Here is a 21,746-nt window from a genome sequence, read left to right as displayed (position 1 = left end):
AAATCTTACTTATTTTAATTAAATACTCCAATCAGAGTTCGACTATTGTTAGATTGTTATAGCCTACTTTTATAACTTTCGCAATCCCCATATTATGCCATAAAGCAACATATAAGGTTTCACCTGAAGCTAATGTGAAGTTGCCCGAACATTGTACTCCAGCCGAAAAATTACCTGCCGCATTAAAAGTTGTAATACTCTTTACTTGCTGCCCTCCGGATGCTATAAGCGATGCTTGCAGTTGGGTCTTTGCATTTATCGCACCATCATTTAGTATTATATTTAAAGAAACGGAATAGACCGAACTTCTTTGTGCTGTAAAAATACCTGTCGTGGGATTAAAACTATTCGTAAGATCCGATACCAAAACCCAATTCTTTATCGTATTAGTTGTATTATTGGCAAAGCTCTGCGTTGCAGTAGCAATGTCCGCAACGATAAAAGTTTTTATATAATCAGAAGCCAATTCTTTCCAAACAGTATTGTCTGAAAGAAACAACGATTTAGTATTCAGATCGTACTTTACAGCTCCACCCTTGGCTGTCGCAGCAGTTTGATTACTCTCACCAACTGCCATAATGGAATTGTTTTTGCCATCCCTTAAATCGAACAGAACAGTGGGTGAAGCAACTCCCGAAGTTACGATACGCCCATCATCACGTACATCAAATATATTTACAGCCGAATTATTTTTTATTGATAAAGCCTTTGTTGATCCAGTATTTCCTTTCGACTGAATTTCTAATATCGCCTGCGGAGTATTAGTGTTTATACCCACCTGAGCTAAGCATAACCCAATGGATAATAAACTAAAGATGAATAAAAAACTCTTTTTCATTGTAGTAATTCTTTTATATGTGTTTGATTTTTTCGTAGAAAGAACTGTTCTGTTCTCCCAATAAGCAATCTTGTTTGCTCAGAAAATAAATAAATGATCGTCATTAGAACAGATGTAATAAGGCATAGCAACTCACTCCGCCCTCCTCCTGAAGAGAGGAAAACGGAATGATACTTGCTACCCAATGCCTTCAATATTAAAAGAAAGCAAACAGGAATAAGCAGTAGCTTGTAATCACGACAAGCCACTACCACACATAGTTTTACCACAAATAAGCCTTGTATCTGTACAGATTCTGAACGACAACAAAAAAAACAAAAAGCTGTACAAGAAGCTTCTATGGAAGAACTATTAAAGTATTTATTGGGGAAATATTTTCGGCGATCAGAGTCAGTGTCAAAAACACACAGACGCAAAAAAAGACGGAAAAATCCGCCTAAAATATTTTTATTACTAGCGTGGTTGCTAGTTAGTCTCTCTCTCTCTCTCTCTCTCTCTCTCTCTCTCTCTCTCTCTCTCTCTCTAATATTTCAACGCACATAGCCAAACCTAAACAGTTAAAATTTAGATTATTATTTGGATATATGTTTGTTAATTCTAATAGCATTTTTTACATAAAGAGTTATTTCACAGACACAAATATATAAATTAATTTTAGAAGACATACTATTTACAATGAAACTATATTTATATATCAGAAAATGGAAAAAGACTAAAAACATTCAATACACTACTTTATATTAACTGAAATAGGGTAGAATCTTTAATTAAATTATAAGATAAAAACAGCAATTATTACAGGAATAAAATACAGTCGTATTAATAAAATAATTCTTGGCTGATAATGATCCACAATAGCGTATACATATTGTACATAATTAAGATAGACTCAAAATCCAATTTCGGAAAAATCACATATTTATCTATAAACTAGAGAACTATTAAACTATTTTTATATCTTTTATCTCTAAAGACCTCCGTGAGTTTAAAAATTTTATGTATTTTTGAAATGTTATATTTTGAGATATTAAAAAGACGACAACAATGAAAAGGATTTTTTTACTCCTACTAGGCATTTCTAGTATAGGGCTTTTACAAGCACAAGTAGGTGTTTATACAGATTCTCCTAAAGCTACTTTAGATATATATGCTAATTCAATAGATGGCAGTACAGCAGAGGGAATGTCAGCGCCTCGCCTTACTCTTAGTGAACTAGCTTCTAAAGATTCAAAATATCTGGCTGATCAGACCGGAGCGCTCGTCTATATAACAGATGTAACAGGAACAGCAACTAATAAAACAAGAAATATTATATCAGCAGGATATTATTATTTTGACGGTACTCTTTGGCAAACTGTGGGACCGGATAGAGGATTCAAATTTATTTACAAACCGTCTCTTCTTTTACCAACTGATACTTCCGACCCTGCTTATAATAGTGGCACGCAAACATTCACCGTAGATTTATACAATAACTATGCAGGTCAGTACGGAATGACCAATAATTCGACTTCAATTAAAAGTCCAAGTGCAACCTCTTTGCCTGTAGTAGTAGCTACTGATTTTGAATATCTTGTCACCTATTATGACAATACAGTATATCAAGATGTAGCAGTAAGCCCAGCCGGTGTATTAACTTACAAATTGCCTGCTACCCCTCCTACTATTACTGATAAAACGTATATGAATATCATCTTCAAGATCAAATAAGAAACGCATCCAAGCAATAAATTATTCAATAGTTTACTTATTTAATCCGCACATAATTTCTTCATGTGCCATATATACCTATGCGCAAACCTACCCAAAAGACTCTAAACCGTTAGCTAGAAAAAAAGATACAGCAACTATAAAATGAAACGAGTATCTTTACATTCGAAATTTCAAGAAGACTTTTTACAATGACTAAACAAGATTGGAAACCGGGAACAATGGTATATCCACTACCTGCCGTAATGGTGAGCTGTGGCAGCACACCAGACGAACACAATATTATAACCATTAGTTGGACAGGAACTATATGTACCAATCCCGCTATGTGCTATATCTCGGTACGCCCCGAGAGACATTCGTACGACATTATTAAACGCAATATGGAGTTTGTGATAAATATCACTACCGAACAATTGGCATATGCAACCGACTGGTGTGGCGTAAAATCGGGTAAGAACGTGAATAAGTTCAAAGAAATGAAACTTACTGCCGGAAAAGCATCGGTGGTTAAAGCACCTATAATAGAAGAGTCGCCACTGTCAATAGAATGCAGGGTAAAAGAAATTCTTCCTTTAGGCTCTCATCACATGTTTATAGCCGATGTTGTAAACGTAAAAGCTGACGAAAGATATATCGACCCTGAAACAGGCAGATTTCAATTAGATAAAGCAGGAATAATGGCTTATTCGCATGGTTTTTATTATGCTTTGGCAGAAAAGATAGGTCGTTTTGGATGGTCGGTAAAAAAGAAATAAAGCAATCTGATTAATAGTCTCATTATTATAAAAGGGCATATCAAATACAATTTTGACATGCCCTTCATATTTATGAAAAATTACAGTGATATAATATATCGTTCTATCCAAAAAATTAGTGGGGATTGATACCACTCACAGCAGCTTTTTTTATTGCCCATGAAACAGCATTCAACTCTAACGCAGAGTTATACACATATTGAGACGGAGCACCTGATGGTTGCGGATAATTTCCATAGAACTTAGATTGAGGGAAACCTCCAGAGGTATAAGATGCCGGATAATCATTTTGCTGATTAACAGTGGTGGTAGTGGCTACACTATCTCCAAAATACAAGAAATTTTTATTATCATTATACCATATTATAGAATATTCCGGATTTACGGTCGCTTTTCCATAAGGATTATAAGCCGAAGCTATTTGCACAGAATTAGGAGGTAGTGCCGTCATAATCACAGAACCTGTTGATGAATTATCCTCACCCCAATGTCTACCTGAAATATTGCCAAACGGACCATTTATAACAGGATCATTCGGTAAATTAGCAATCGGATAAGTATTATCATCCACTGTGGGCGAACCGGCAATCTGAGCCTGCGCTGTTGATATACCAAATATTCCATTGATAAGAATATTAACAGCAGAGGAAGTATTATCTGCAGATCCGTAAATTACACATCCACCTCTATTAATATAGCTTATCAGTGCCGTTGTTATTGCGGCATTAGGCGAAGCACCATAGGCGAAATATAATACAACATCGGGCTGCTGTCCTCCCGAAAAACCACCAGTAAGATAGCCAGCTGCAGTAGTCACATTAGATGTACTCCACAATTGAGTGAAGCTCACAATTTTCACAGTACCATTAGGTCCAAAACTCAGGCCACCATTGGTAAGAGCATTACGTCTTTGAGTCGAAGCCCAAGAATAATCACCTGTTCCTACAACAGCATAAGTCATGGGAGGTAATGTAATAGGAATTATTACTGTACAAGCATTATTACCTTCGGGAGTATCGGTGTTAACAGTGATAGGAAAATCGGCATTGACCGTAGGACTACTGCCCGATACAGCAGACAAAGTAACCGACTGTGTTCCCACTGCCGCAAAGTTGCCACTGGCAGTAAACCTAATACCATTTGTTAAGGGTGTTTCTATATTATATGATCCCGGATTACTCACGTTTACATTGAGAGTTATGGTGTTAGTAGACACAAGCAGTTTACCCTTTACATATTGTCCGTTGGCTATAAGACTCGAACAGTTTATCGAATAGGTAGCAGTAGCTGTTAACACTGTAACTTTAACGGGTGAAGTGCCGCAGTCTTTCGACTCCCCATTCTTAGAAAGAGATACAATATCAACCTGTGGAGCAATTGGAGTTCCTTTTCCTTCAGCATACACAGTATATGATCCGCTTGTAAGAAACGTACCCGACGTAGTAAAGTAATATCCGTTAGTAGTTGTACCTGTAATATCGTATGAGCCCGGCTTAGTTACCGTAACAAAAATCTTCAACCTATTTGAAGGTGTAAGTTCTTTCTTTTCGATGTATGTTCCCAACACAACTATTGCAGAACAATCAAAATCGAACTGAGCCTTTCCAAGCTTTCCACATAAACTTTTCCATTCGCCTTCGAGCTTCGAGTAATAATTATAACAATCCTCTGTTGTATTATAAATCATAAGACTATTTGATGTATTAGTATCAATCGCTATCTCGTTTCTCTTAGCCTCAGTCATACGAGGTATCATAATTCCTTTAGGAATAGTATCTGTTCCATTTAATAAATTTTGAATATCTAGTTCAGTTAGTACATTGGGAGCTTCAGTATTTATTCCGACCTGTGAATGAATCGTATTTATGAATATAAAAACCATCAGCAGTAATAGTAAAATTTTCTTCATTATCATATTTAATTAAAAACGTAAAACGTGATATTATTAGTTAATCTATATTGCATTTTATAAAAGCAGCAGCGTGTAATCTCTACAAACTGCTACCGGACATAGTGTGCCATAAATAAGCTTTGAGTCGTGATAGAATCTAACGACAACGACAAAATAAGAACTCTCTATACAACAGCTATTATTGGCATCACTATTATTTAAATTAGCGGATTCACATTTAATTATTCTTGGTATCTCGAAATTCAACATAGTGTTAAAACATTGCAATAGATAATACTTAAAATCTAAATGAATATTTATAATTAAGTGTTATATTAAATACTTCTGAATGCTATTAACAATTCTCCTAAATTTATTGATTGAGTTGTAATTCTCATTGCATTTCCCTTGAACAAAAGTATTACAAATGCATCCAGGTCTCGAAATTCGAACTAAATACATAAGTGATTACTACTATAAATAAGAAGTAAGTCGCAAAGAGGATTTTTACAATAAAGCACTGATATAAAGAAGATAAAACAAACAAAATACGATAAATCACTTATCCATTTTTGTTTTTACATATTGATTTCTCTCTATTTCTAAAAAGGTAAAAATGAACTTCAAATACGTAGCAATTATTATAAATTGAATAAAATAGAAGGGATAAATTCAAAAGATAGCGACTTCATTTTAAAGAAGCTCATATTTTAAAGAAGATGATAAAACAAAGGCTTCTTGTACTATTTGAGAGAAATAATACCAATAGATAATCATAGCTATAATCTAGCCAAGCTGCCAATAAGGTTCTTATGATATCATTATACAAGACAGTAAGTCACTAGATAAATTCGTCAAAGCATAAAAAAAGTGATCGAAAAAATATCGACCACGATTACTAAAAAAAAATTATGATATATATAGTATATTAACGAATCAAATGTCGTTTATTAATCCTTAAAACGATCTGGCTAAACGTTTTTAATATATTCGGAAGGGGTGACACCCTCGATCTGTTTAAAGACCTTATTGAAGGTCGATTGATGCCTAAAACCTGAAGATGTATAAATATACCTCATCGTATATTTATTCTGCAAATCACTATCCAACATCTCTTTGACCATCTCGATTCTGTAAGAATTAACAAAAATATTAAAGCTCATATTCTTATTAAATTTTATCGCCTTCGATATGTAAGTTATATTGCTGTCAACAGCCGTTGCCAATTGAGAGATAGAAAAATCGGGATCACAATAAGGTTTCTTCTTTTTAAAATAGGTAGAAATTCCATCAAACAATTTGTTAAGTCTCTCTACATCTTGCTCTGTAATGTTATTTTCAATAACAACGTTGTCAATCTCTGATTCTTGCGATTTTTGGATTTTAATCTGATTAATAATATTCGTACCATATAAAAAATAGAAAAACAAAGCTAGAAAACATATAATGGTAAGAATATTTAAAGTTGAAAGCTGGTTGTCAGAGAAAGATATAATAGGCGTTTCAGGCAAAAACATGGAAACGAAAAAAACCGAGCATATTAGTACAAAGATGTAAATACTCCAAAGCATAACCTTCCTCACTGTATAATATACCGTAGCTGCAGTGGGAATCAAAAAGAACCACATGAATGTTGTTATCTGCCCATGCTGCCAAAACATAAGCACCATAGGATAAATCATAATTGAAACAAAAACAAGATATACAGATACCAAAGGTCTGAATAGATCGTAACTAAGCATATAGGGTACAAAGAAGCAGAAACAGTGAAAAAACAAACCAATAAGCATTAAATACTTGAAAGGTTCTATAGATTCGTACCAATAATAACCTGCAAACAGCAGAAAAACAGCAATAATAGCATAGAAATATCCAATAGATATTTTTTTTCGTATTCGATCTAATTCAAACAGATTTGATTCTGCATCTAACGTTATATTCAAAACTTATTATTTTAACGAATGGGTTGTCTTTTTTTGAAGAGCTTAAAAGAAATTCTTTTACGAACATAAAATTACAAAAACAAATTGAAATAGTAATTTATTTTTTTTCGAAAAACATAAATCACTAATAATAAGCCAAGACCTTATTACTTACCTCCTCCCTCCAAAAGGTATAGAGACTCCCATCTGTACGTTGATGGCTTTAGTAGAAGTAGGCATCCATTGAGGCGAAATACGAACAATACTATAATCGCTAGCTAAAAAGAAGTTTATACCTCTCGATGGAGCAATATGAACAGCCAAGCCAAATGTTTTAAAGGCACTATAAGCAAGTGAATAGCTAAAACTTGCAGCAAGCCATTCTTTAGGCGTATAATTAGCAGACAAGGTAAACTCCTTTGTTGTAAAATAATTACCGAAGCGAGTAGAATAAAGAAACCCTGCCGTCATTTTATCGTCCCACACCTCGTACTCTAAACCCACATTCATATTGGCCCGTAAGGTTGCCGTATAGCCACTTGTACGAGGGTCTTCATGCAGATTTACTGCTTGCCGAAGATCGTCCAGAGCATGATCGAAGATATCAATTATAGACGTACTTCCATCATTGTGAGTAGAATAATCGTTGGGTGAAACAATAACCTCTGTTTCGGGTGAACTGAGTTGTATAAAGTTACCTTTCGACCACGAGATAAACCCTAAATCATTTAGAGCATAAGACACTTTCAGTTTTCGAAGAAATCCAACCGGTACATCTTTAAAGTCGTAAACAGCACCTATATCAAGTCCCAAACCATAGCCGGGAATATTAAAATCGCCAAAATTGAAACCATCAAAATCCTGCTTAGTAGGATCATATTCATTTTCGTCATATTTACCTTTTATACCCGGTCCTGCACCCTTTAGGGTAACCCTAGATTTGGCTCGCCAAAATTCACTTCCAGCCGTTATATTCAAACTCTCTGCATCTAAATCAACATACGATATACCCAATAGGAGTTTACCTCTTGCACCCAGTGTTAGGCTGTTGTTTAAGAATGTTCGGGAATTGGTTACACCTATTTCTGCAAAAACACTACCTGCTAAGCTTACATTCGAAAGGTCGTGAGTAACGGTTTCATTTTCATCAAAGCCTACTTTCAATAATTCGAATACCGATTTAGGTACGTTCGAATCGGCATTAGCTCTTATCCCGAAATCGAAATTCCAATACGAATCGCCCCGATAAAAACCGGCAGACATAATACTAAACGCAAGATTGGTAGTTACATAATTATCATCCGAAATATTCGACAAAGCTTTACTTGCCGGAATCTGAGAATGCATAAAGGTTACACGTTCGCCATTAAGAGAAAAAGTGAGATTCTCCAGATTAAAAGTATTGGTTCGTGCATCTAAATAAATATTAGAGAGCAAAGGTACACCTATATATCCCTGATCGGGTCTTAATGCAGCATTAAGACTGGTACGGGTATAAGACGTTTTCATAAAATAGGAAGATCGGGTTGATTGTGCAAAACCATCCAAAGACAATATACAAAACAGCACGGTTGCAATAGAAATGCTAAAAAGAGATCGTAATTTCATTCTGTTCTTTGAATATAACATTATAGCTCAAGCTGTACACCTCCCGCAAAGAGAACAACCCTTCTTAAGTAGATATAATCTTGTCGTGTAAAATTAATTGCGGCAACCTTTATCGCAAATATAAAATGCAGATCTCTCGCATCCTTCATATACTTCATGTACTCAGGTCCTATTCTGATTTCAAAATTCTGATTTTTAGCCGAAACTATTTTTTGTGGGGGAATCTTTACAAACTCATTTCGGGTTCTATCTGCATTAATAATATTCAGAAGTATTTCAATTTCCAACCCTGACTCTTGAGGCATCACCATTGCATCTATCTTTGCAGAGATAACCACTCCTCTCGAACCTTCGAAAAAGAACCTGTCAATAGTATTCTTATCAAATAACCCGCGAATAGTATCACTCAAAGCAACTCTAGCTCCTACAACAATTTCAGGGGGAATAGAGGGTAAAAAATTTACAAAAATAGTATCAAACCCTCCGAGTGGAACTGGGGGCAGATTCAATTCAATATTTGTATTCAAATTATCCGAATCATATTCTTTATCTACGCACGATTGCATAGATAAGAAAAGAATAACAATGCCGATTATATTGTAATTTAATACCTTTTTCATACTCAGGGTTCTAGTTTCTCTAAATAGCACAACAATCTACCTATAAGTAGTTCCTACCTTAAACAATGATGAGCGTATGCTTTAGTTATGTGTAAGGATGTAAAAGTACATCTTTTATTTTATTAACAATCTTTAAACCTATAAAGTTTTCAGATCAGATATTGAGATACCTATTTCATCCTCCAGATCAATCATTGCATTTATTAGATAGAGCTTAGAGAAAGACATCAAATTATCGAGACTAACCTCTACTTCTCTGATAACTCCCTTTTCTAAAAGATATTGACGCTTGATTCCTCCAAGTAAATAACTCTTAGGTGTATAAAATCCGTCCTCATTCCTAAGAACTACATTAGCATAAGAAGTGTCAGTAATTAACCCATTCTTCACAATTAGAACATCATCTCCACTCGCTTTTCTGGAGTATAGCTCATTTAAAGAGCTTCTATCTACCGATTTGTATGCATAATCAATCGTATTATCCTCAACAAGAGTTAAGCTTGATATTCTACGGAAAGAATACGGCTCAAATTCAACAGAAACAATTTGCGAACCATATACAACACGACATTTAACCACCCCCTCCCTCAAAGCCTCAGGAATCATATCTTCCGACAACTCCAATAAAGGAGCCGAGCCGAAAAATTGAATCGCAGTTCTGCTTAATCGGGCTATATGCAAAGGCAGATTATAAAAAATACCATCCTTTACTTTTATGGTTTCTATAAATAACGGTTCACTCATCTGCGTAAAAGTATATTTATTATTCTATTCTTTAAAATACAGCAGGCTCTTTTTATTTTACCCTCTTAACGATAAAGTCCTAGACTTTAAACGGAAAATATATCTTATTCAGTACCTCTTGATACTCATCACTGCATTTACTATAAGCTGTAATTCCTCCACCACTTCTAAAATACATTTGCTTATTGTCTTGTTCTATAAAACGGATCAATACTGCAGAATCTAACGTCGTACCATCATAGTATCCGAAAATGCCCGTATAATACCCCCTATCCTCTTCTTCTGCCGATCGTATAAGATTGACAGTAGCCGGTTTGGGCGCACCCGAAATAGAACCAGCAGGTAAAAGCTTAAATATAATATCTCCTAGATGAGAATGGTGATCTGCATCTAACTCCCCTACTATTTCGGAACTGACTTGAAGAATCTCTTTATTACGGCTTTTAATACGATCTATATATCTGAATCGTTCTACATGAACACGATTAGCAACCATACTCAAATCGTTGCGAATAAGGTCAACTATTGTATTATGCTCAGCTGTTTCCTTAAAATCATTCAGAATGATTTGTTCGGCGTTTTCAATACTTGCATCAATAGTCCCTTTCATAGGGTTGGATGATATGTGCCCGTTTGCTATCTTCACAAACCTTTCGGGCGAAAAGCAAACAAATCTATCAGGCATATATAATTGATAAGGGGCTTTGCTTCTATCGAATATATCTTGTAATGAGATATTAGTTGTAATGGGTGTCTTAATGGTCAGATTAGTTAAGAACGAGTCGCCTCGCCTCAACCCCTTATGCACTATATCAAACTTATGTTGATATTCGCTCTCAGAAATAGGGGTATAACTAAGATCGGCAGATAAATCCTCAACCTCATTAACCAGCTTATTACCAATGCCCCTCAACTGGAACAGAATATCGGTTTGCGATAAAGGATTCTCTATAAAAAAGCCTTCCGACATTTCATAATTAATACCAAACAAAAAAGGTTTCTTTGCAGAACCTGCCTCATTCATTTTAAGACGAATATCATCTGTATTTCTATAAAACTTCATCCTTATCATATTTAAAAGAAAAAGAAACTGTCCGTATATAACAACAAACAGTTTCTATTCTCTTTATGAGTAGTTCTTTTTTACTTTTTAGATAGGAATTTTCCTGTTGAATCAAAAAGCAAATCAATATCATTATTTAAGTCAACCTCATATCCACCAGAAACCAGTTTTTCGATTTCCAATACTTTATAGTCTGCATAATTAGTAGTCAAATACTCCTGAGTAATTGCTGGCAGCAGTTTAACAATAGATTGAGGCAAAGCAGTAGTAGCGTGCTCAACACTTACCCACTCACCATTCTTTTTAAAGTCAATTTCGTAACCGCCATTTAGGTAAACCATATAGTAAGTACCGTCAGCTTCAGCTACATATCTTTCTTTGACTTGACTAACCAAAGGGTCAGCTCCAAAGTGAGTAGTTACAAATGTTTTACACTCAGTTGGCAAACTTGTGTAATCGATAACGAAATCGTCCGAATCGTCATCTTCCGTACATGCATTGAATACAAACAATGTAACAAATAATAGTAAACTAGCTCTTAATAATTTTTTCATATCGTAAATAATTTAGAATATTGTGTCAATAATTATGGTTGTATATTCCTTTATTCAAATTTAATAGACTTTGCAGGAGATATTCGAGCAATAAGATATGATGGACCTATCATCATTGCCATTGATATAGCCAATGCTCCTACATTAATGAAGATTATATACCAAACATTAAGATAAACAGGCATTTCTGATACATAATAAGTAGCAGGGTCGAGTTTTATTATACCAAATAATTTTTGTAACACACAAATACCCAAAGCAATAATGTTGCCCCAAAGCATTCCTTTCAAAATAAGGAAAGACGATATATATAGAAACACCTTCTGTATTCTAAAATTACGTGCTCCTAATGCCTTAAGAATACCAATCATATTAGTACGTTCGAGAATAATAATGAGCAAGCCCGATATCATCGTAAAACCCGATACAGCCAACATCAATATAATAATTACCCATACGTTCATATCAAGCAAACTAAGCCAACTGAAAATCATGGGATTCAATTCCTCTATCGAACGGGTATATAGAGATTGTCCGTCTCCATCGTGAGAACCCGCCATCTCATAAAACAAGTTGTTCTTTATTTCAGCCAACCTGCTATAATCCTTCACAGTCAATTCAATACCGCTCACCTGATTCTTTTCCCAACCATTCAACCGCTGCACCAAAGCTATATCAGTAATAATAAATAGTTTATCGTAATCTTCGAAATTGGTACTATATATCCCCGATATCACAAATTTTCGGGCTTTTATCGGATCTTGTATGAAGTATGTAATAAAACTATCTCCCAGCTTTAGTTGTAATCTATCAGCAATATATTTCGAAATAATAGTCTGATTGACAGTAGACGTATCCGATTTATGAAGAATATCTCCTTCAATCATATTCTGTTTGAAGAAAGTCCAGTCATAATCGTTGCCCACCCCTTTAAGTACCACTCCTTGAAAATCGCTGTCGGTTTTGATAATTCCAGGAATATTCGCAAATACTTCGATATGCTTTATATCCGAATTATTTTCTAACGTCACAGCCAAGCTATCGGTCATACGAACAGGTTGAACCTCGTACGACATATTATTCCCAAAATTGGTTAGCTGGATATGCGACCCAAAACCAACCACCTTATCGCGTATTTCTTTCTTGAAACCAACAACAATGCATACCGACAATACCATTGCCGCCAGTCCCAAAGCAATACCCGCAACTGCTATTTTAATAGCCGGAGATGATACCTTTTGTTTGATACCTCCTCCGAAATATATTTTTCGGGCTATAAATAATTCTAAATTCAAAATATAATATTGAATGTTTTTTTCTGAAAACAAAGGTATAAATTATCCCTTACAATATACAACGATAAAGTCTCAAATCTATTGCCATTGCATTCAGCCTTTTAATATATAAGGTCTACACATTTTCAGATCAGAATCAATTGTTAAAAATTACCATATTCAACTAACTATAAACATATCTCCCTCATGAAAAGACCTCTCAAATAACTGCATTTATTTATAGCAAAATCATCATTAAAGATACTCAATCTATACATACATTGATTTTACTTATATCGATAATATACCTGAAACACAATAGTTAATAAACAAACATAAACAACTATAGAATAGAACTTTGATAAAAAAATAAAATACCATAACAAATTTCGAGCCAAAGCACACAAAAAAACAAAACTGATATTTTTAATTGAAAAACATCACTATCTTTGTGTCGTAATGAAGCAATAATAACAACGACGACAAATAGCCTCTGATTATTAGTTCCTAAAAAAAGCTAATAACTACATAATTAAGTGCACTTGATGTATCTAAATTATAGGTCACAAAACTAAAACTGAACAACGACAACAAATAACAAACAGTATTTATGAATAAGAACAATTCAATTAGGTATAGTATACTATTACCTCTTTATTTGACTTCGATTCTAATTCTGTCAGCTCAAGTTGGCATCAATACTAAAAATCCACTAGGAGTATTCCATGTGGATGCTCGCTCAACTCCGGATTCTACCAATCCCGAGGCAGGTATCCCTAATGCACTTCAAGAAGTGGATGACTTCATAGTCACTACAAACGGAAATGTAGGAGTAGGAACTATTTCGCCTACAACTAAACTAGACATCAACGGGCAAATAGCCATTCCCTACAAACCTACAAGCGGTATAGCTATAAAAGATTTTATGCTACAATCCGACGCTACGGGTTTAGCCTCATGGGCTCAATCTTATTCATTCCCACTTTACCGTACAAGTATAGGTGTGGACAGAACAAAGGCTACCCCCTTGCAATTACTAGAAAATGTGCCCAATGCCCGTACATCGGGGAATGGTATAGGCGTCACACTAAGCACTACGTATGGCTTAGGAATAGCAGACTTAGAATCGACATTCGTTCTATCTCAGCCCACCTTTACTATACTAAAAGATGCTCTATATCTGGTAACTGTAAAGCAACGGACTTCCGATGCTGCTAATAACGATATAGCTGCTTACGGAGACTTTTTGTTTGCCGAGATGCTAGACAATACAACCTATAAGGAGTTTATATACAAAATTCCCTTAAGAGAAGGTACGGCAGGTACAACATTCTTGCTTAAGGTCGAAAATGCTCCTAAGGTATACCGTTGGTATATTTCACTGCAAAACACACCAGGTATAAACTGGTTTGCATCTGCACCTCTCACAGCTCATGTGCAATTCGACGTATCCTATCTTTATTTACGTGATTTTAATTAATTACAACATGAATATAAACTTATCTTGCGTACTTGTTTTATTAATTACTTCTTTATGCCCTTTAGCAGCGCAAATCGGTGTAAACCTCGAAAACCCGGAAGCATTGTTTCATCTTGATAGCAAAGCAAATAATACCACTGCAACTGCAGCCACAAAGTATTTTGACGATGCTATGATAGACTACAATGGCAATCTTGTAATTGGTGCAAAAACGGCCGTAACAGGCTCCAAAGTAACAGTCACGGGCGAATCCGGCGCTAAAGGTGTACTCCAAATAGCAGATGGTACTCAGGCAAACGGTTATATATTACACAGCGACAAAGACGGTGTGGGAGATTGGGTCAACTTCAAAACTTTCCCCTTCAATAAGTATTGCATATGGACTTTACAGAACTCGGCATTCAATTTTCCTTCACTGGGTAAAAGTGAAAATCTTACGGGTACAGCATCTATTGATTTCAGCGAAATAAGTGGAACCAGTACCACCGCTTCATCTATAACGATGCCCAAAGGACGGTATTTTATACTCGTCTCAGGAGAGATAGAAGCCTCTAAAGAAAATGCTATACTCCGCCTATTGGTAAATGGTACGGAAACAAACAAGGTATATTATTCAGATTATGTAAATGGAAGTATCTTTTATCAAGAATTACCGCAACAGTCTGCAATCAGCCTGCAATGGGAAGCCGTTGATACACATAATATATTCTATGAAACACCTCCGTTTCAGAAAGCTTATAAATATTCACTCACATTTATCCGCATAAAAGACTAAAAAGAACAGTATATGAGAAAATATATCTATATAATTATATCGCTTATTTTGTCTTTCAACCTCACCGCTCAGATTGGTATAAATACCTCCAACCCCAAAAGCGGTTTAAATATACATATAGACCCTAAAGGAGATACTACATCGTCTTTTGCCAACTCTACGGACGATGTGGTTATAGACAACTTGGGTAGAATGGGAATAGGAACAAATGCCCCCGAGGCAAAATTACATATACAAGATGGTAAAATAAGAATAAGAGGAGGCAATCCTCAAGAAGACAGATTCCTAGCCTCTACAAACGAAGAGGGCTTAGCCGAATGGAGATACCTGTCGATGGGAGGCTACAGAGTTTCCGAATGGTTAGTGCAAGTTGAAACCAATAATATAACCACAACTGCTGTACCTATTAATGGAAGCTCGTCTTTCTTATCTAATGAAATCGGACTTACTGCCAACGGAGGTACTTTAACTCTCCCTGCCCGTTTCAACACCTTCGGATATGCAGGTTACTTTATCATAGTTACTGCCGACGTAGAGGATGTACGAGAATATGGTAAACTACTTATCAATATAGGTGGCACGGCAAGTAACAGTTACCATACAAGACCCGAAATAGCCAGTCAAGATTACTTTACGTATTCCGATTATCTGTCTGCACGCATATGGTTTGTAAAATTTTCGGGGAATAGTCCTGCCGAAATCAGCCTCTCTTTTCAGGCAATGGATGTAAGGAGTAACGTCAACAAATCAATTCCCTATCTCGATCCACTACCCTACACTAAATCGTCAGGCATAAAAATCTGGGCAAAATTACAGATTATAGAAATGCAAGGTCGTGCAACATCGTAAGAAAACGAAGCAAAGAGCACAAACAATTGCAAATCTACCATCGTCATAGATCGCCGTGAAAAACACTGTATTTGTATTCAATTATTCAATATCAGTTTAATCTTAATAATACTTTCAGATAGTAATCAACAAAACAGATTAAACTAATCTATTTCCTTTCAAGAAAATAGAGAAACCTTTAAGGCTTTATCTCACTCCGCAGAGTAAGATAAAGCCTTATTCAAAAAATATTTAACTGTATGGATAATCCACAAAGAAAAGAAACTAAGCTCCTGTTATATATTTGCTTCCGGGCAAACAAGTCAATATCTTAGACAATATGCAACACACCGTTATTGTACTGCTACCCACCAGCAAGATGGTTACCGGAGTAGAAAAATACCCTCCCAACAATTGATAACTAAACCCGAGTAAAAATATATGCATCAAGTAAATAACATAACTCAATCGGGATATCTCTTTCACTATACCATACACCCATTTACCTTGATATGATATATGCTTTAAAATGACGAACAAACCAAAAGTCATCAACACAACATTAAAAGAGCAGAAACGCCAGCTCAACTCCAACTCCTGTAAAGTAGTTGCCGTAAATGTATTGTTATAATAAACGATAGCCGTAAAAAGATATCCTGCAACAAAACATGGGATACCAATACCAAGGCTCTTCTTTAGCGACCAGTTTACGTAAGTGCGTATATAATGTCCCAAGACCAGATAACCGATAAAGCCCGAGAAGTACCAAAACATATGAAACTCGTTCCAATAACATTCGCCATACAAATCGCCCGCATACAATTTTGCATAATGCCAAAAAGTAGAAATAAACCAAATCAGCAAGAAGCACTCTTCGCCACGTTTCGAAACCGTTTTGAGCCAAGGCGAAAACACGGGCATAAAGAGATATAGCCCGATAAGCATATACACAAACCACAGATGACCGCTAGCAGGTGTAAAATTGAACAACAATTGCAACAGATTAGATTGTATATCGGCTAGCGAAAATTCGCCCCAGAAATAAGGTAACACCGCATAAAGCACCGACCATATAATAAATGGAACTACCACTCGCACAAAACGACGTTTCGCAAAATCTTTTGTACTCCCCTTAAGAGGTAACAGCAAATAAGCCGATGCCATTACAAACAAAGGTACTGATGCCCGAAGTGCACTATCTACAACACTCACCCAAAAAGCATCCGAGATGTTACGTATACCAATAGAGTCGCCATCGATAAAGAAAAACTCACAAGAGTGAACCATTATTACCATAAAACAGGCTATTACCCGAAGGTAATCCAGAAAAACAACACGGTCATTCAGATTTAATGTTCTCACTTGCATAGTAATTAGTATTTCATTATTTTTGAACAAAGGTAACGGCTGCCAGTTAACAGTACAATACTGAATTATAACCATACGCCACAATCAATTTTATGGATGTACTTAAAACGGAACTCGAAGAAGCTTTTGCAATACAACATTTCGACAAAAGCCTATTCAACGAGCAAGCATTGATGGATTGCCGCAAGCTTATTCAGTCGCTCACCGAAATAAACAACGGATGTGCTGTGCTTACCGATATGGCCGACAACAAAAGTTATTTTTCTATCGGAACATTTGGCGACTTTCTCGGACTGTCGCAAGAAGATATATCGAAGGAAGTAATAGAGTCACTGGACGAAGATTGCATCTATCAGCATATCCACCCCGAAGATCTGGTCGAAAAACGAATGCTCGAACTTCACTTCTTTCAGTTCCTATGCAAATTACCTATCAATGAACGATTAAAGTACCGCTCCAATTGCCGCATAAGAATGACGAATCAAAAGGGCGAATATTGCTACATTACTAATCAGACTCATATATTACGCAATTCACCTTGTGGCAATATGTGGTTGGCTCTCTGCTTGTATGACTTATCGCCCAATCAAAACCCACTGACAAGTATTGATAGCCAGATAACAAATAACGAAACGGGCGAGGTTATCGCTGTATCATTATCAGAAGCAAAACGATCTATACTCTCCACACGTGAGAAAGAGATACTCCAACTTATCAAGAAAGGTTATTTGAGTAAAGAAATCTCGAAAAATCTTAATATCACCATAAATACAGTAAACAGACATAGACAAAATATTCTCCAAAAATTAAATGTAAATAACTCGCTAGAAGCCGTTCATTCTGCCGAAGCCATGAAGTTATTTTAATCGCACATTTTTAATTGTATAATAAAACACTATACTAACTATCATATTATGCTAATAAGTAACACTATCAAAAGGTTGAAGTTAAAATACCTCACCTTTATTATTCTTTGCACAATACCCCTGCTTTCTTTCTCGCAGGAAACTGAATCATTAAATCCTGTTTCATTAGAGTCTATACTATTAGAAACTCTTCCTCTTGACGGCAGAGTAGTTGACGATGACGATAGCTTCGAAGAGCTATATGACGATCTGCTGCTTGCAGAAGTAGTTACAACAGACGATTTGCACGCTCTTATCAACACTCAGCTAATCCCTGTTTTAGATATAGAAAAAGAGATATGCAAGCAGATGATAGAAAGCGAAGAGTTATCTGCTACCGTATCTAATGGAACATATACGGCTTCGCTCGAAGATGTGGAATGGATAAGAAAAGGCTTTTACTTCACCGTAGTAGGATTGGTTCGCACGATGCTCGATCTCACTCATGAAACAGACGAAACAGAGTTTGAAGATATATAACAGGATAAAAAACAACTAAAAAGCAGAACATTGGCATTAAAGTCTAATTCTGCTTTTTTAATTTTAATAAAGGAAAAAAGACCAGAAACGAGAAAAGGAATTACGTAATCAAAAGAATAAAATTATCTTTGCAAAGTACAACAAAGCAACTGTAAGTATTTAAAGCAACATTATTTAATGACAATCCATTGCTGCATCTAAACTTACCGAAGCCATAAGAAAGGTCTTAGCCCTTAAAATTAGCAGAATCGTTCATGAACAGAATAAACGCTTGTATAACAAGTATTATTTGTACAATTACAATATTTCAGTCTTTCGCTCAAGAGGGTGAAAGAGCCTTTCGTTTTCTCGAATTACCCACTTCAACACGTGCAAACGCATTGGGTGGAACCAATATTTCGGTTATAGAAAACGACATTTCACTCGTTTTCCTCAATCCCGCAGCATTGGGTCCCGAAATGAATATGAATGCCAATGTCAATTTCCTATCATATATATCGGACATAAAGGTAGGGAGTGCCATTTTCGGTAAATCCATCCGCGAAAACAATTCGTTTGCCGTAGGAGTAAATTACATTGATTATGGAGACTTTAAAGAAACAACCACCGAAGAAGTTATCGGAAGCTTCTCTGCCAAAGACATAGCCGTAAATGGTGTATATAGTCACATGCTAACCAATAGGTTAAGAGGTGGTGTAACTGCTAAATTTATATCGTCAAACTATCAGGATTATTCATCCACAGCCATAGGCTTCGATGTAGGTCTGAGTTATTATAATGAAGATCGCGAATTTTCAGCAGGCTTAGTATTAAAAAACATGGGTAGTCAAATATCGTCCTACGACGACAAACGTGTGGGCTTGCCTTGGGACATACAATTGGGTATAAGCAAAAAACTCAACAACGCCCCTATCCGACTTTCGCTCACTGCCGTATATCTTACTCAATGGGATTTTGCCCGAGTAAATGAAGCTAACGGCATAGACACCAGTAGCGACGGGTTTCTTAAAACAGCATTCAAGCATACCATTATAGGTGTAGACCTCATTCCTTCCGAAAATTTCTGGATAAGTGCAGGTTTCAACCCCAAAGTACATTACGACATGGCCTTGGAGGACGGAAATAAATTTGGCGGCTTCAACGGAGGTGCAGGTATACGCATCCAAAAATTCAGTATAGGTTTTTCACTGGCAAAATATCACCCATCGGCTACCACTTATCATTTTAGCTTAGCTGTCGATATCTCCAAATTCTAACCAAATTCTCATTAACAAAAGTGCTGCATCAAAATTCAACGAACATTTTAGACACACTATTGTTGTAAATATAGCATATATGAAAACGATTACAATTGCAATTGACGGGTTTTCGTCATGTGGAAAAAGTACTATGGCTAAGGATTTAGCTAAACAAATAGGGTACATATACATAGACAGCGGAGCCATGTACAGGGCTATTACTCTGTATTGTATACAAAACAACCTGTTTGACGGAGATGTATTAAATGAGGAAAAATTGAGTCAACATATAAAGGATATACATATAAGTTTCAAGCTGAATAAGGACACGGCTACTCCCGAAACATATCTCAATGACGTAAATGTAGAAAAGGAAATCCGTACAATGGAAGTTTCCAACAAAGTAAGCTACGTCAGTGCAGTAGGTTTTGTACGTAGAGCAATGGTACATCAACAGCAGGAAATGGGTAAACTAAAAGGTATCGTTATGGATGGCAGAGACATAGGTACTGTTGTTTTTCCCGATGCCGAACTCAAATTTTTTGTAACAGCAAGTCCCGATATCAGAGCGCAACGCCGTCTGGATGAGCTACATGCTAAAGGAGATACTAAAACAACGTTTAATGACGTTTTAGACAATATAAAACAAAGAGATTACATTGATCAGCACCGCGAAGAAAGTCCTCTGATGCAAGCCGAAGACGCTCTGGTGCTCGACAATTCAACACTAACCAAGGAGCAGCAAATGCAATGGCTCCTTGATAAATTCAATCATATCACATCACAATGAATACAATAGAAATAGATGCAAAATCGGGTTTCTGCTTTGGTGTAGTAAATGCTATAAAAAAAGCGGAAGAAGAATTGGACAAAGGTGGTATACTATACTGTCTGGGCGATATTGTACACAATAATCTGGAAGTAGAACGCTTAGAAAAACTAGGACTAAAAACCATCAATCACGAACAGTTTGCACAACTAAAAAATGCAAGAGTACTGCTTCGTGCGCACGGCGAACCACCTAGCACTTATGAGATAGCAAAAGAGAACAATATCGAAATTATCGATGCCTCATGTCCTGTAGTACTTCGTCTTCAAAGACGGATCAAAGATAAACATAAGACAGAGATAGATAGCGAGACTCAAATTGTGATCTACGGAGAGAAAGGACATGCCGAAGTAAACGGACTAATGGGACAAACGGATGCCCGTGCCATAGTTATCGAGAAAAAAGAAGAATTAGATAAACTTGACTTTTCAAGAAATATTTGTCTATTCTCTCAAACCACTAAACCGCTTGACGGATTTAGAGAAGTTATTGATATTATCGAATCAAGAATGCAAAATGGTGCTCAATTTGAGTATGTAGATACCATATGCCGACAAGTTTCGAACAGAATACCCAACATTAAGGAGTTTGCTACTAAGCACGATATTATACTTTTTGTAGCGGGACAAAAAAGTTCTAACGGAAAAGTACTTTTTTCTGAGTGTAAAAAATACAATCCAAATTCTTATTTCGTATCTTCGCCAGACGAAATTGATCCGGCGATTATCAAAAAAGGACTTTCCATTGGTGTATGCGGAGCCACTTCGACACCTAAATGGCAAATGGAAGAAGTTGAAAAGAGGATCGACGAAATTTCATCGCGTTTAGTAGAATAACTAAAACAATATAGTCTTAAGAATT

Annotated in this window: 20 protein-coding genes; 10 read left to right on the top strand and 10 right to left on the bottom strand. The window is 36.0% G+C overall.

From position 1 onward, the window contains the following. Positions 1 to 31: 31 nt before the first annotated feature. Positions 32 to 838, bottom strand: coding sequence for a hypothetical protein (locus IR022_RS02515; protein WP_194202478.1), 807 nt, complete (start codon positions 836 to 838; stop codon positions 32 to 34). A 1,044-nt stretch (positions 839 to 1,882) separates the two neighbouring features. On the opposite strand from IR022_RS02515, the gene IR022_RS02510 reads away from it, so the two are divergent. Together IR022_RS02510 and IR022_RS02505 are read left to right on the top strand one after the other, a co-directional pair. Continuing rightward, entirely contained in the window at positions 1,883 to 2,548 is a 666-nt protein-coding gene (locus tag IR022_RS02510) for a hypothetical protein (RefSeq protein WP_050710401.1), read from the top strand. A 191-nt stretch (positions 2,549 to 2,739) separates the two neighbouring features. Continuing rightward, positions 2,740 to 3,306 (top strand): flavin reductase family protein, encoded by a 567-nt coding sequence (locus tag IR022_RS02505; protein ID WP_194202477.1) that lies wholly within the window; start codon positions 2,740 to 2,742, stop codon positions 3,304 to 3,306. A 115-nt stretch (positions 3,307 to 3,421) separates the two neighbouring features. Here IR022_RS02505 and IR022_RS02500 read toward each other — a convergent pair whose 3' ends face one another. The 8 genes from IR022_RS02500 to IR022_RS02465 all read right to left on the bottom strand — a co-directional run bounded on the left by IR022_RS02500 (position 3,422) and on the right by IR022_RS02465 (position 13,003). Then, a complete protein-coding gene (locus tag IR022_RS02500; RefSeq protein WP_194202476.1) occupies positions 3,422 to 5,215 on the bottom strand; it encodes a hypothetical protein in 1,794 nt (597 codons plus the stop codon). A 953-nt stretch (positions 5,216 to 6,168) separates the two neighbouring features. Further along, positions 6,169 to 7,140, bottom strand: coding sequence for a helix-turn-helix transcriptional regulator (locus tag IR022_RS02495; protein ID WP_194202475.1), 972 nt, complete (start codon positions 7,138 to 7,140; stop codon positions 6,169 to 6,171). Positions 7,141 to 7,290: 150 nt separating this feature from the next. Next, on the bottom strand, positions 7,291 to 8,727 hold the full coding sequence (locus tag IR022_RS02490; protein WP_194202474.1) for a DUF5723 family protein: 1,437 nt from the start codon (positions 8,725 to 8,727) through the stop codon (positions 7,291 to 7,293). Between the two features lie 20 nt (positions 8,728 to 8,747). Continuing rightward, on the bottom strand, positions 8,748 to 9,347 hold the full coding sequence (locus IR022_RS02485; RefSeq protein WP_050710398.1) for a hypothetical protein: 600 nt from the start codon (positions 9,345 to 9,347) through the stop codon (positions 8,748 to 8,750). Between the two features lie 138 nt (positions 9,348 to 9,485). After that, the gene (locus tag IR022_RS02480; protein WP_194202473.1) at positions 9,486 to 10,091 is read right to left on the bottom strand and encodes an aminotransferase class IV; all 606 of its coding nucleotides are present in this window, start codon (positions 10,089 to 10,091) and stop codon (positions 9,486 to 9,488) included. A gap of 79 nt (positions 10,092 to 10,170) precedes the next feature. Beyond that, positions 10,171 to 11,154: an aminodeoxychorismate synthase component I gene (locus tag IR022_RS02475; RefSeq protein ID WP_242053023.1), complete on the bottom strand. Its 984-nt coding sequence runs from the start codon at positions 11,152 to 11,154 to the stop codon at positions 10,171 to 10,173. An 80-nt stretch (positions 11,155 to 11,234) separates the two neighbouring features. Beyond that, positions 11,235 to 11,708: a PepSY-like domain-containing protein gene (locus IR022_RS02470; RefSeq protein WP_194202472.1), complete on the bottom strand. Its 474-nt coding sequence runs from the start codon at positions 11,706 to 11,708 to the stop codon at positions 11,235 to 11,237. A 50-nt stretch (positions 11,709 to 11,758) separates the two neighbouring features. Next, positions 11,759 to 13,003 carry an ABC transporter permease gene (locus tag IR022_RS02465; protein ID WP_050710394.1) on the bottom strand — a complete coding sequence of 415 codons (1,245 nt, stop codon included), beginning with the start codon at positions 13,001 to 13,003 and terminating at the stop codon, positions 11,759 to 11,761. 589 nt (positions 13,004 to 13,592) lie between these two features. Here IR022_RS02465 and IR022_RS02460 point away from each other — a divergent pair. From IR022_RS02460 to IR022_RS02450, 3 genes are read left to right on the top strand one after another with little or no spacing between them, the layout of a single operon-like run. After that, entirely contained in the window at positions 13,593 to 14,462 is an 870-nt protein-coding gene (locus IR022_RS02460) for a hypothetical protein (RefSeq protein ID WP_194202471.1), read from the top strand. 7 nt (positions 14,463 to 14,469) lie between these two features. Next, positions 14,470 to 15,237, top strand: coding sequence for a hypothetical protein (locus IR022_RS02455; RefSeq protein WP_157258264.1), 768 nt, complete (start codon positions 14,470 to 14,472; stop codon positions 15,235 to 15,237). A gap of 12 nt (positions 15,238 to 15,249) precedes the next feature. Then, positions 15,250 to 16,086 carry a hypothetical protein gene (locus IR022_RS02450; protein WP_050710391.1) on the top strand — a complete coding sequence of 279 codons (837 nt, stop codon included), beginning with the start codon at positions 15,250 to 15,252 and terminating at the stop codon, positions 16,084 to 16,086. A 264-nt stretch (positions 16,087 to 16,350) separates the two neighbouring features. Here the strand turns inward: IR022_RS02450 and IR022_RS02445 are convergent, their stop codons facing one another. Continuing rightward, entirely contained in the window at positions 16,351 to 17,508 is a 1,158-nt protein-coding gene (locus IR022_RS02445; protein ID WP_242053019.1) for an acyltransferase, read from the bottom strand. 17 nt (positions 17,509 to 17,525) lie between these two features. Between IR022_RS02445 and IR022_RS02440 the strand changes: the two genes are divergently transcribed. From IR022_RS02440 to IR022_RS02420, 5 genes are all read left to right on the top strand, one after another. Next, on the top strand, positions 17,526 to 18,299 hold the full coding sequence (locus IR022_RS02440) for a response regulator transcription factor (RefSeq protein ID WP_194202470.1): 774 nt from the start codon (positions 17,526 to 17,528) through the stop codon (positions 18,297 to 18,299). 48 nt (positions 18,300 to 18,347) lie between these two features. Beyond that, positions 18,348 to 18,818 (top strand): hypothetical protein, encoded by a 471-nt coding sequence (locus tag IR022_RS02435; protein WP_194202469.1) that lies wholly within the window; start codon positions 18,348 to 18,350, stop codon positions 18,816 to 18,818. Positions 18,819 to 19,072: 254 nt separating this feature from the next. Further along, positions 19,073 to 20,074: a type IX secretion system protein PorQ gene (gene porQ / locus IR022_RS02430; protein ID WP_194202468.1), complete on the top strand. Its 1,002-nt coding sequence runs from the start codon at positions 19,073 to 19,075 to the stop codon at positions 20,072 to 20,074. A 79-nt stretch (positions 20,075 to 20,153) separates the two neighbouring features. Next, positions 20,154 to 20,846 carry a (d)CMP kinase gene (cmk, locus tag IR022_RS02425; protein WP_194202467.1) on the top strand — a complete coding sequence of 231 codons (693 nt, stop codon included), beginning with the start codon at positions 20,154 to 20,156 and terminating at the stop codon, positions 20,844 to 20,846. Beyond that, positions 20,843 to 21,721, top strand: coding sequence for a 4-hydroxy-3-methylbut-2-enyl diphosphate reductase (locus IR022_RS02420; RefSeq protein ID WP_050710386.1), 879 nt, complete (start codon positions 20,843 to 20,845; stop codon positions 21,719 to 21,721). The genes cmk and IR022_RS02420 overlap by 4 nt, the downstream gene beginning before the upstream one ends. The last annotated feature ends 25 nt before the right edge of the window (positions 21,722 to 21,746 follow it).

This window comes from Dysgonomonas sp. GY617, from assembly GCF_015233815.1.
Lineage (GTDB): Bacteria > Bacteroidota > Bacteroidia > Bacteroidales > Dysgonomonadaceae > Dysgonomonas_A.
The sequence above is the reverse complement of the archived record's forward strand: the minus strand, read 5'-3'. Positions and strand labels throughout refer to the sequence as shown.

Excerpts from the sequence above, each read along its gene's own strand:
- IR022_RS02515 (WP_194202478.1), bottom strand. The coding sequence starts at position 838 with ATGAAAAAGAGTTTTTTATTCATCTTTAGTTTATTATCCATTGGGTTA.
- IR022_RS02510 (WP_050710401.1), top strand. The coding sequence starts at position 1,883 with ATGAAAAGGATTTTTTTACTCCTACTAGGCATTTCTAGTATAGGGCTT.
- IR022_RS02505 (WP_194202477.1), top strand. The coding sequence starts at position 2,740 with ATGACTAAACAAGATTGGAAACCGGGAACAATGGTATATCCACTACCT.
- IR022_RS02500 (WP_194202476.1), bottom strand. The coding sequence starts at position 5,215 with ATGAAGAAAATTTTACTATTACTGCTGATGGTTTTTATATTCATAAAT.
- IR022_RS02490 (WP_194202474.1), bottom strand. The coding sequence starts at position 8,727 with ATGAAATTACGATCTCTTTTTAGCATTTCTATTGCAACCGTGCTGTTT.
- IR022_RS02485 (WP_050710398.1), bottom strand. The coding sequence starts at position 9,347 with ATGAAAAAGGTATTAAATTACAATATAATCGGCATTGTTATTCTTTTC.
- IR022_RS02480 (WP_194202473.1), bottom strand. The coding sequence starts at position 10,091 with ATGAGTGAACCGTTATTTATAGAAACCATAAAAGTAAAGGATGGTATT.
- IR022_RS02475 (WP_242053023.1), bottom strand. The coding sequence starts at position 11,154 with ATGAAGTTTTATAGAAATACAGATGATATTCGTCTTAAAATGAATGAG.
- IR022_RS02470 (WP_194202472.1), bottom strand. The coding sequence starts at position 11,708 with ATGAAAAAATTATTAAGAGCTAGTTTACTATTATTTGTTACATTGTTT.
- IR022_RS02460 (WP_194202471.1), top strand. The coding sequence starts at position 13,593 with ATGAATAAGAACAATTCAATTAGGTATAGTATACTATTACCTCTTTAT.
- IR022_RS02455 (WP_157258264.1), top strand. The coding sequence starts at position 14,470 with ATGAATATAAACTTATCTTGCGTACTTGTTTTATTAATTACTTCTTTA.
- IR022_RS02450 (WP_050710391.1), top strand. The coding sequence starts at position 15,250 with ATGAGAAAATATATCTATATAATTATATCGCTTATTTTGTCTTTCAAC.
- IR022_RS02445 (WP_242053019.1), bottom strand. The coding sequence starts at position 17,508 with ATGGTTATAATTCAGTATTGTACTGTTAACTGGCAGCCGTTACCTTTG.
- IR022_RS02440 (WP_194202470.1), top strand. The coding sequence starts at position 17,526 with ATGGATGTACTTAAAACGGAACTCGAAGAAGCTTTTGCAATACAACAT.
- IR022_RS02435 (WP_194202469.1), top strand. The coding sequence starts at position 18,348 with ATGCTAATAAGTAACACTATCAAAAGGTTGAAGTTAAAATACCTCACC.
- porQ (WP_194202468.1), top strand. The coding sequence starts at position 19,073 with ATGAACAGAATAAACGCTTGTATAACAAGTATTATTTGTACAATTACA.
- cmk (WP_194202467.1), top strand. The coding sequence starts at position 20,154 with ATGAAAACGATTACAATTGCAATTGACGGGTTTTCGTCATGTGGAAAA.
- IR022_RS02420 (WP_050710386.1), top strand. The coding sequence starts at position 20,843 with ATGAATACAATAGAAATAGATGCAAAATCGGGTTTCTGCTTTGGTGTA.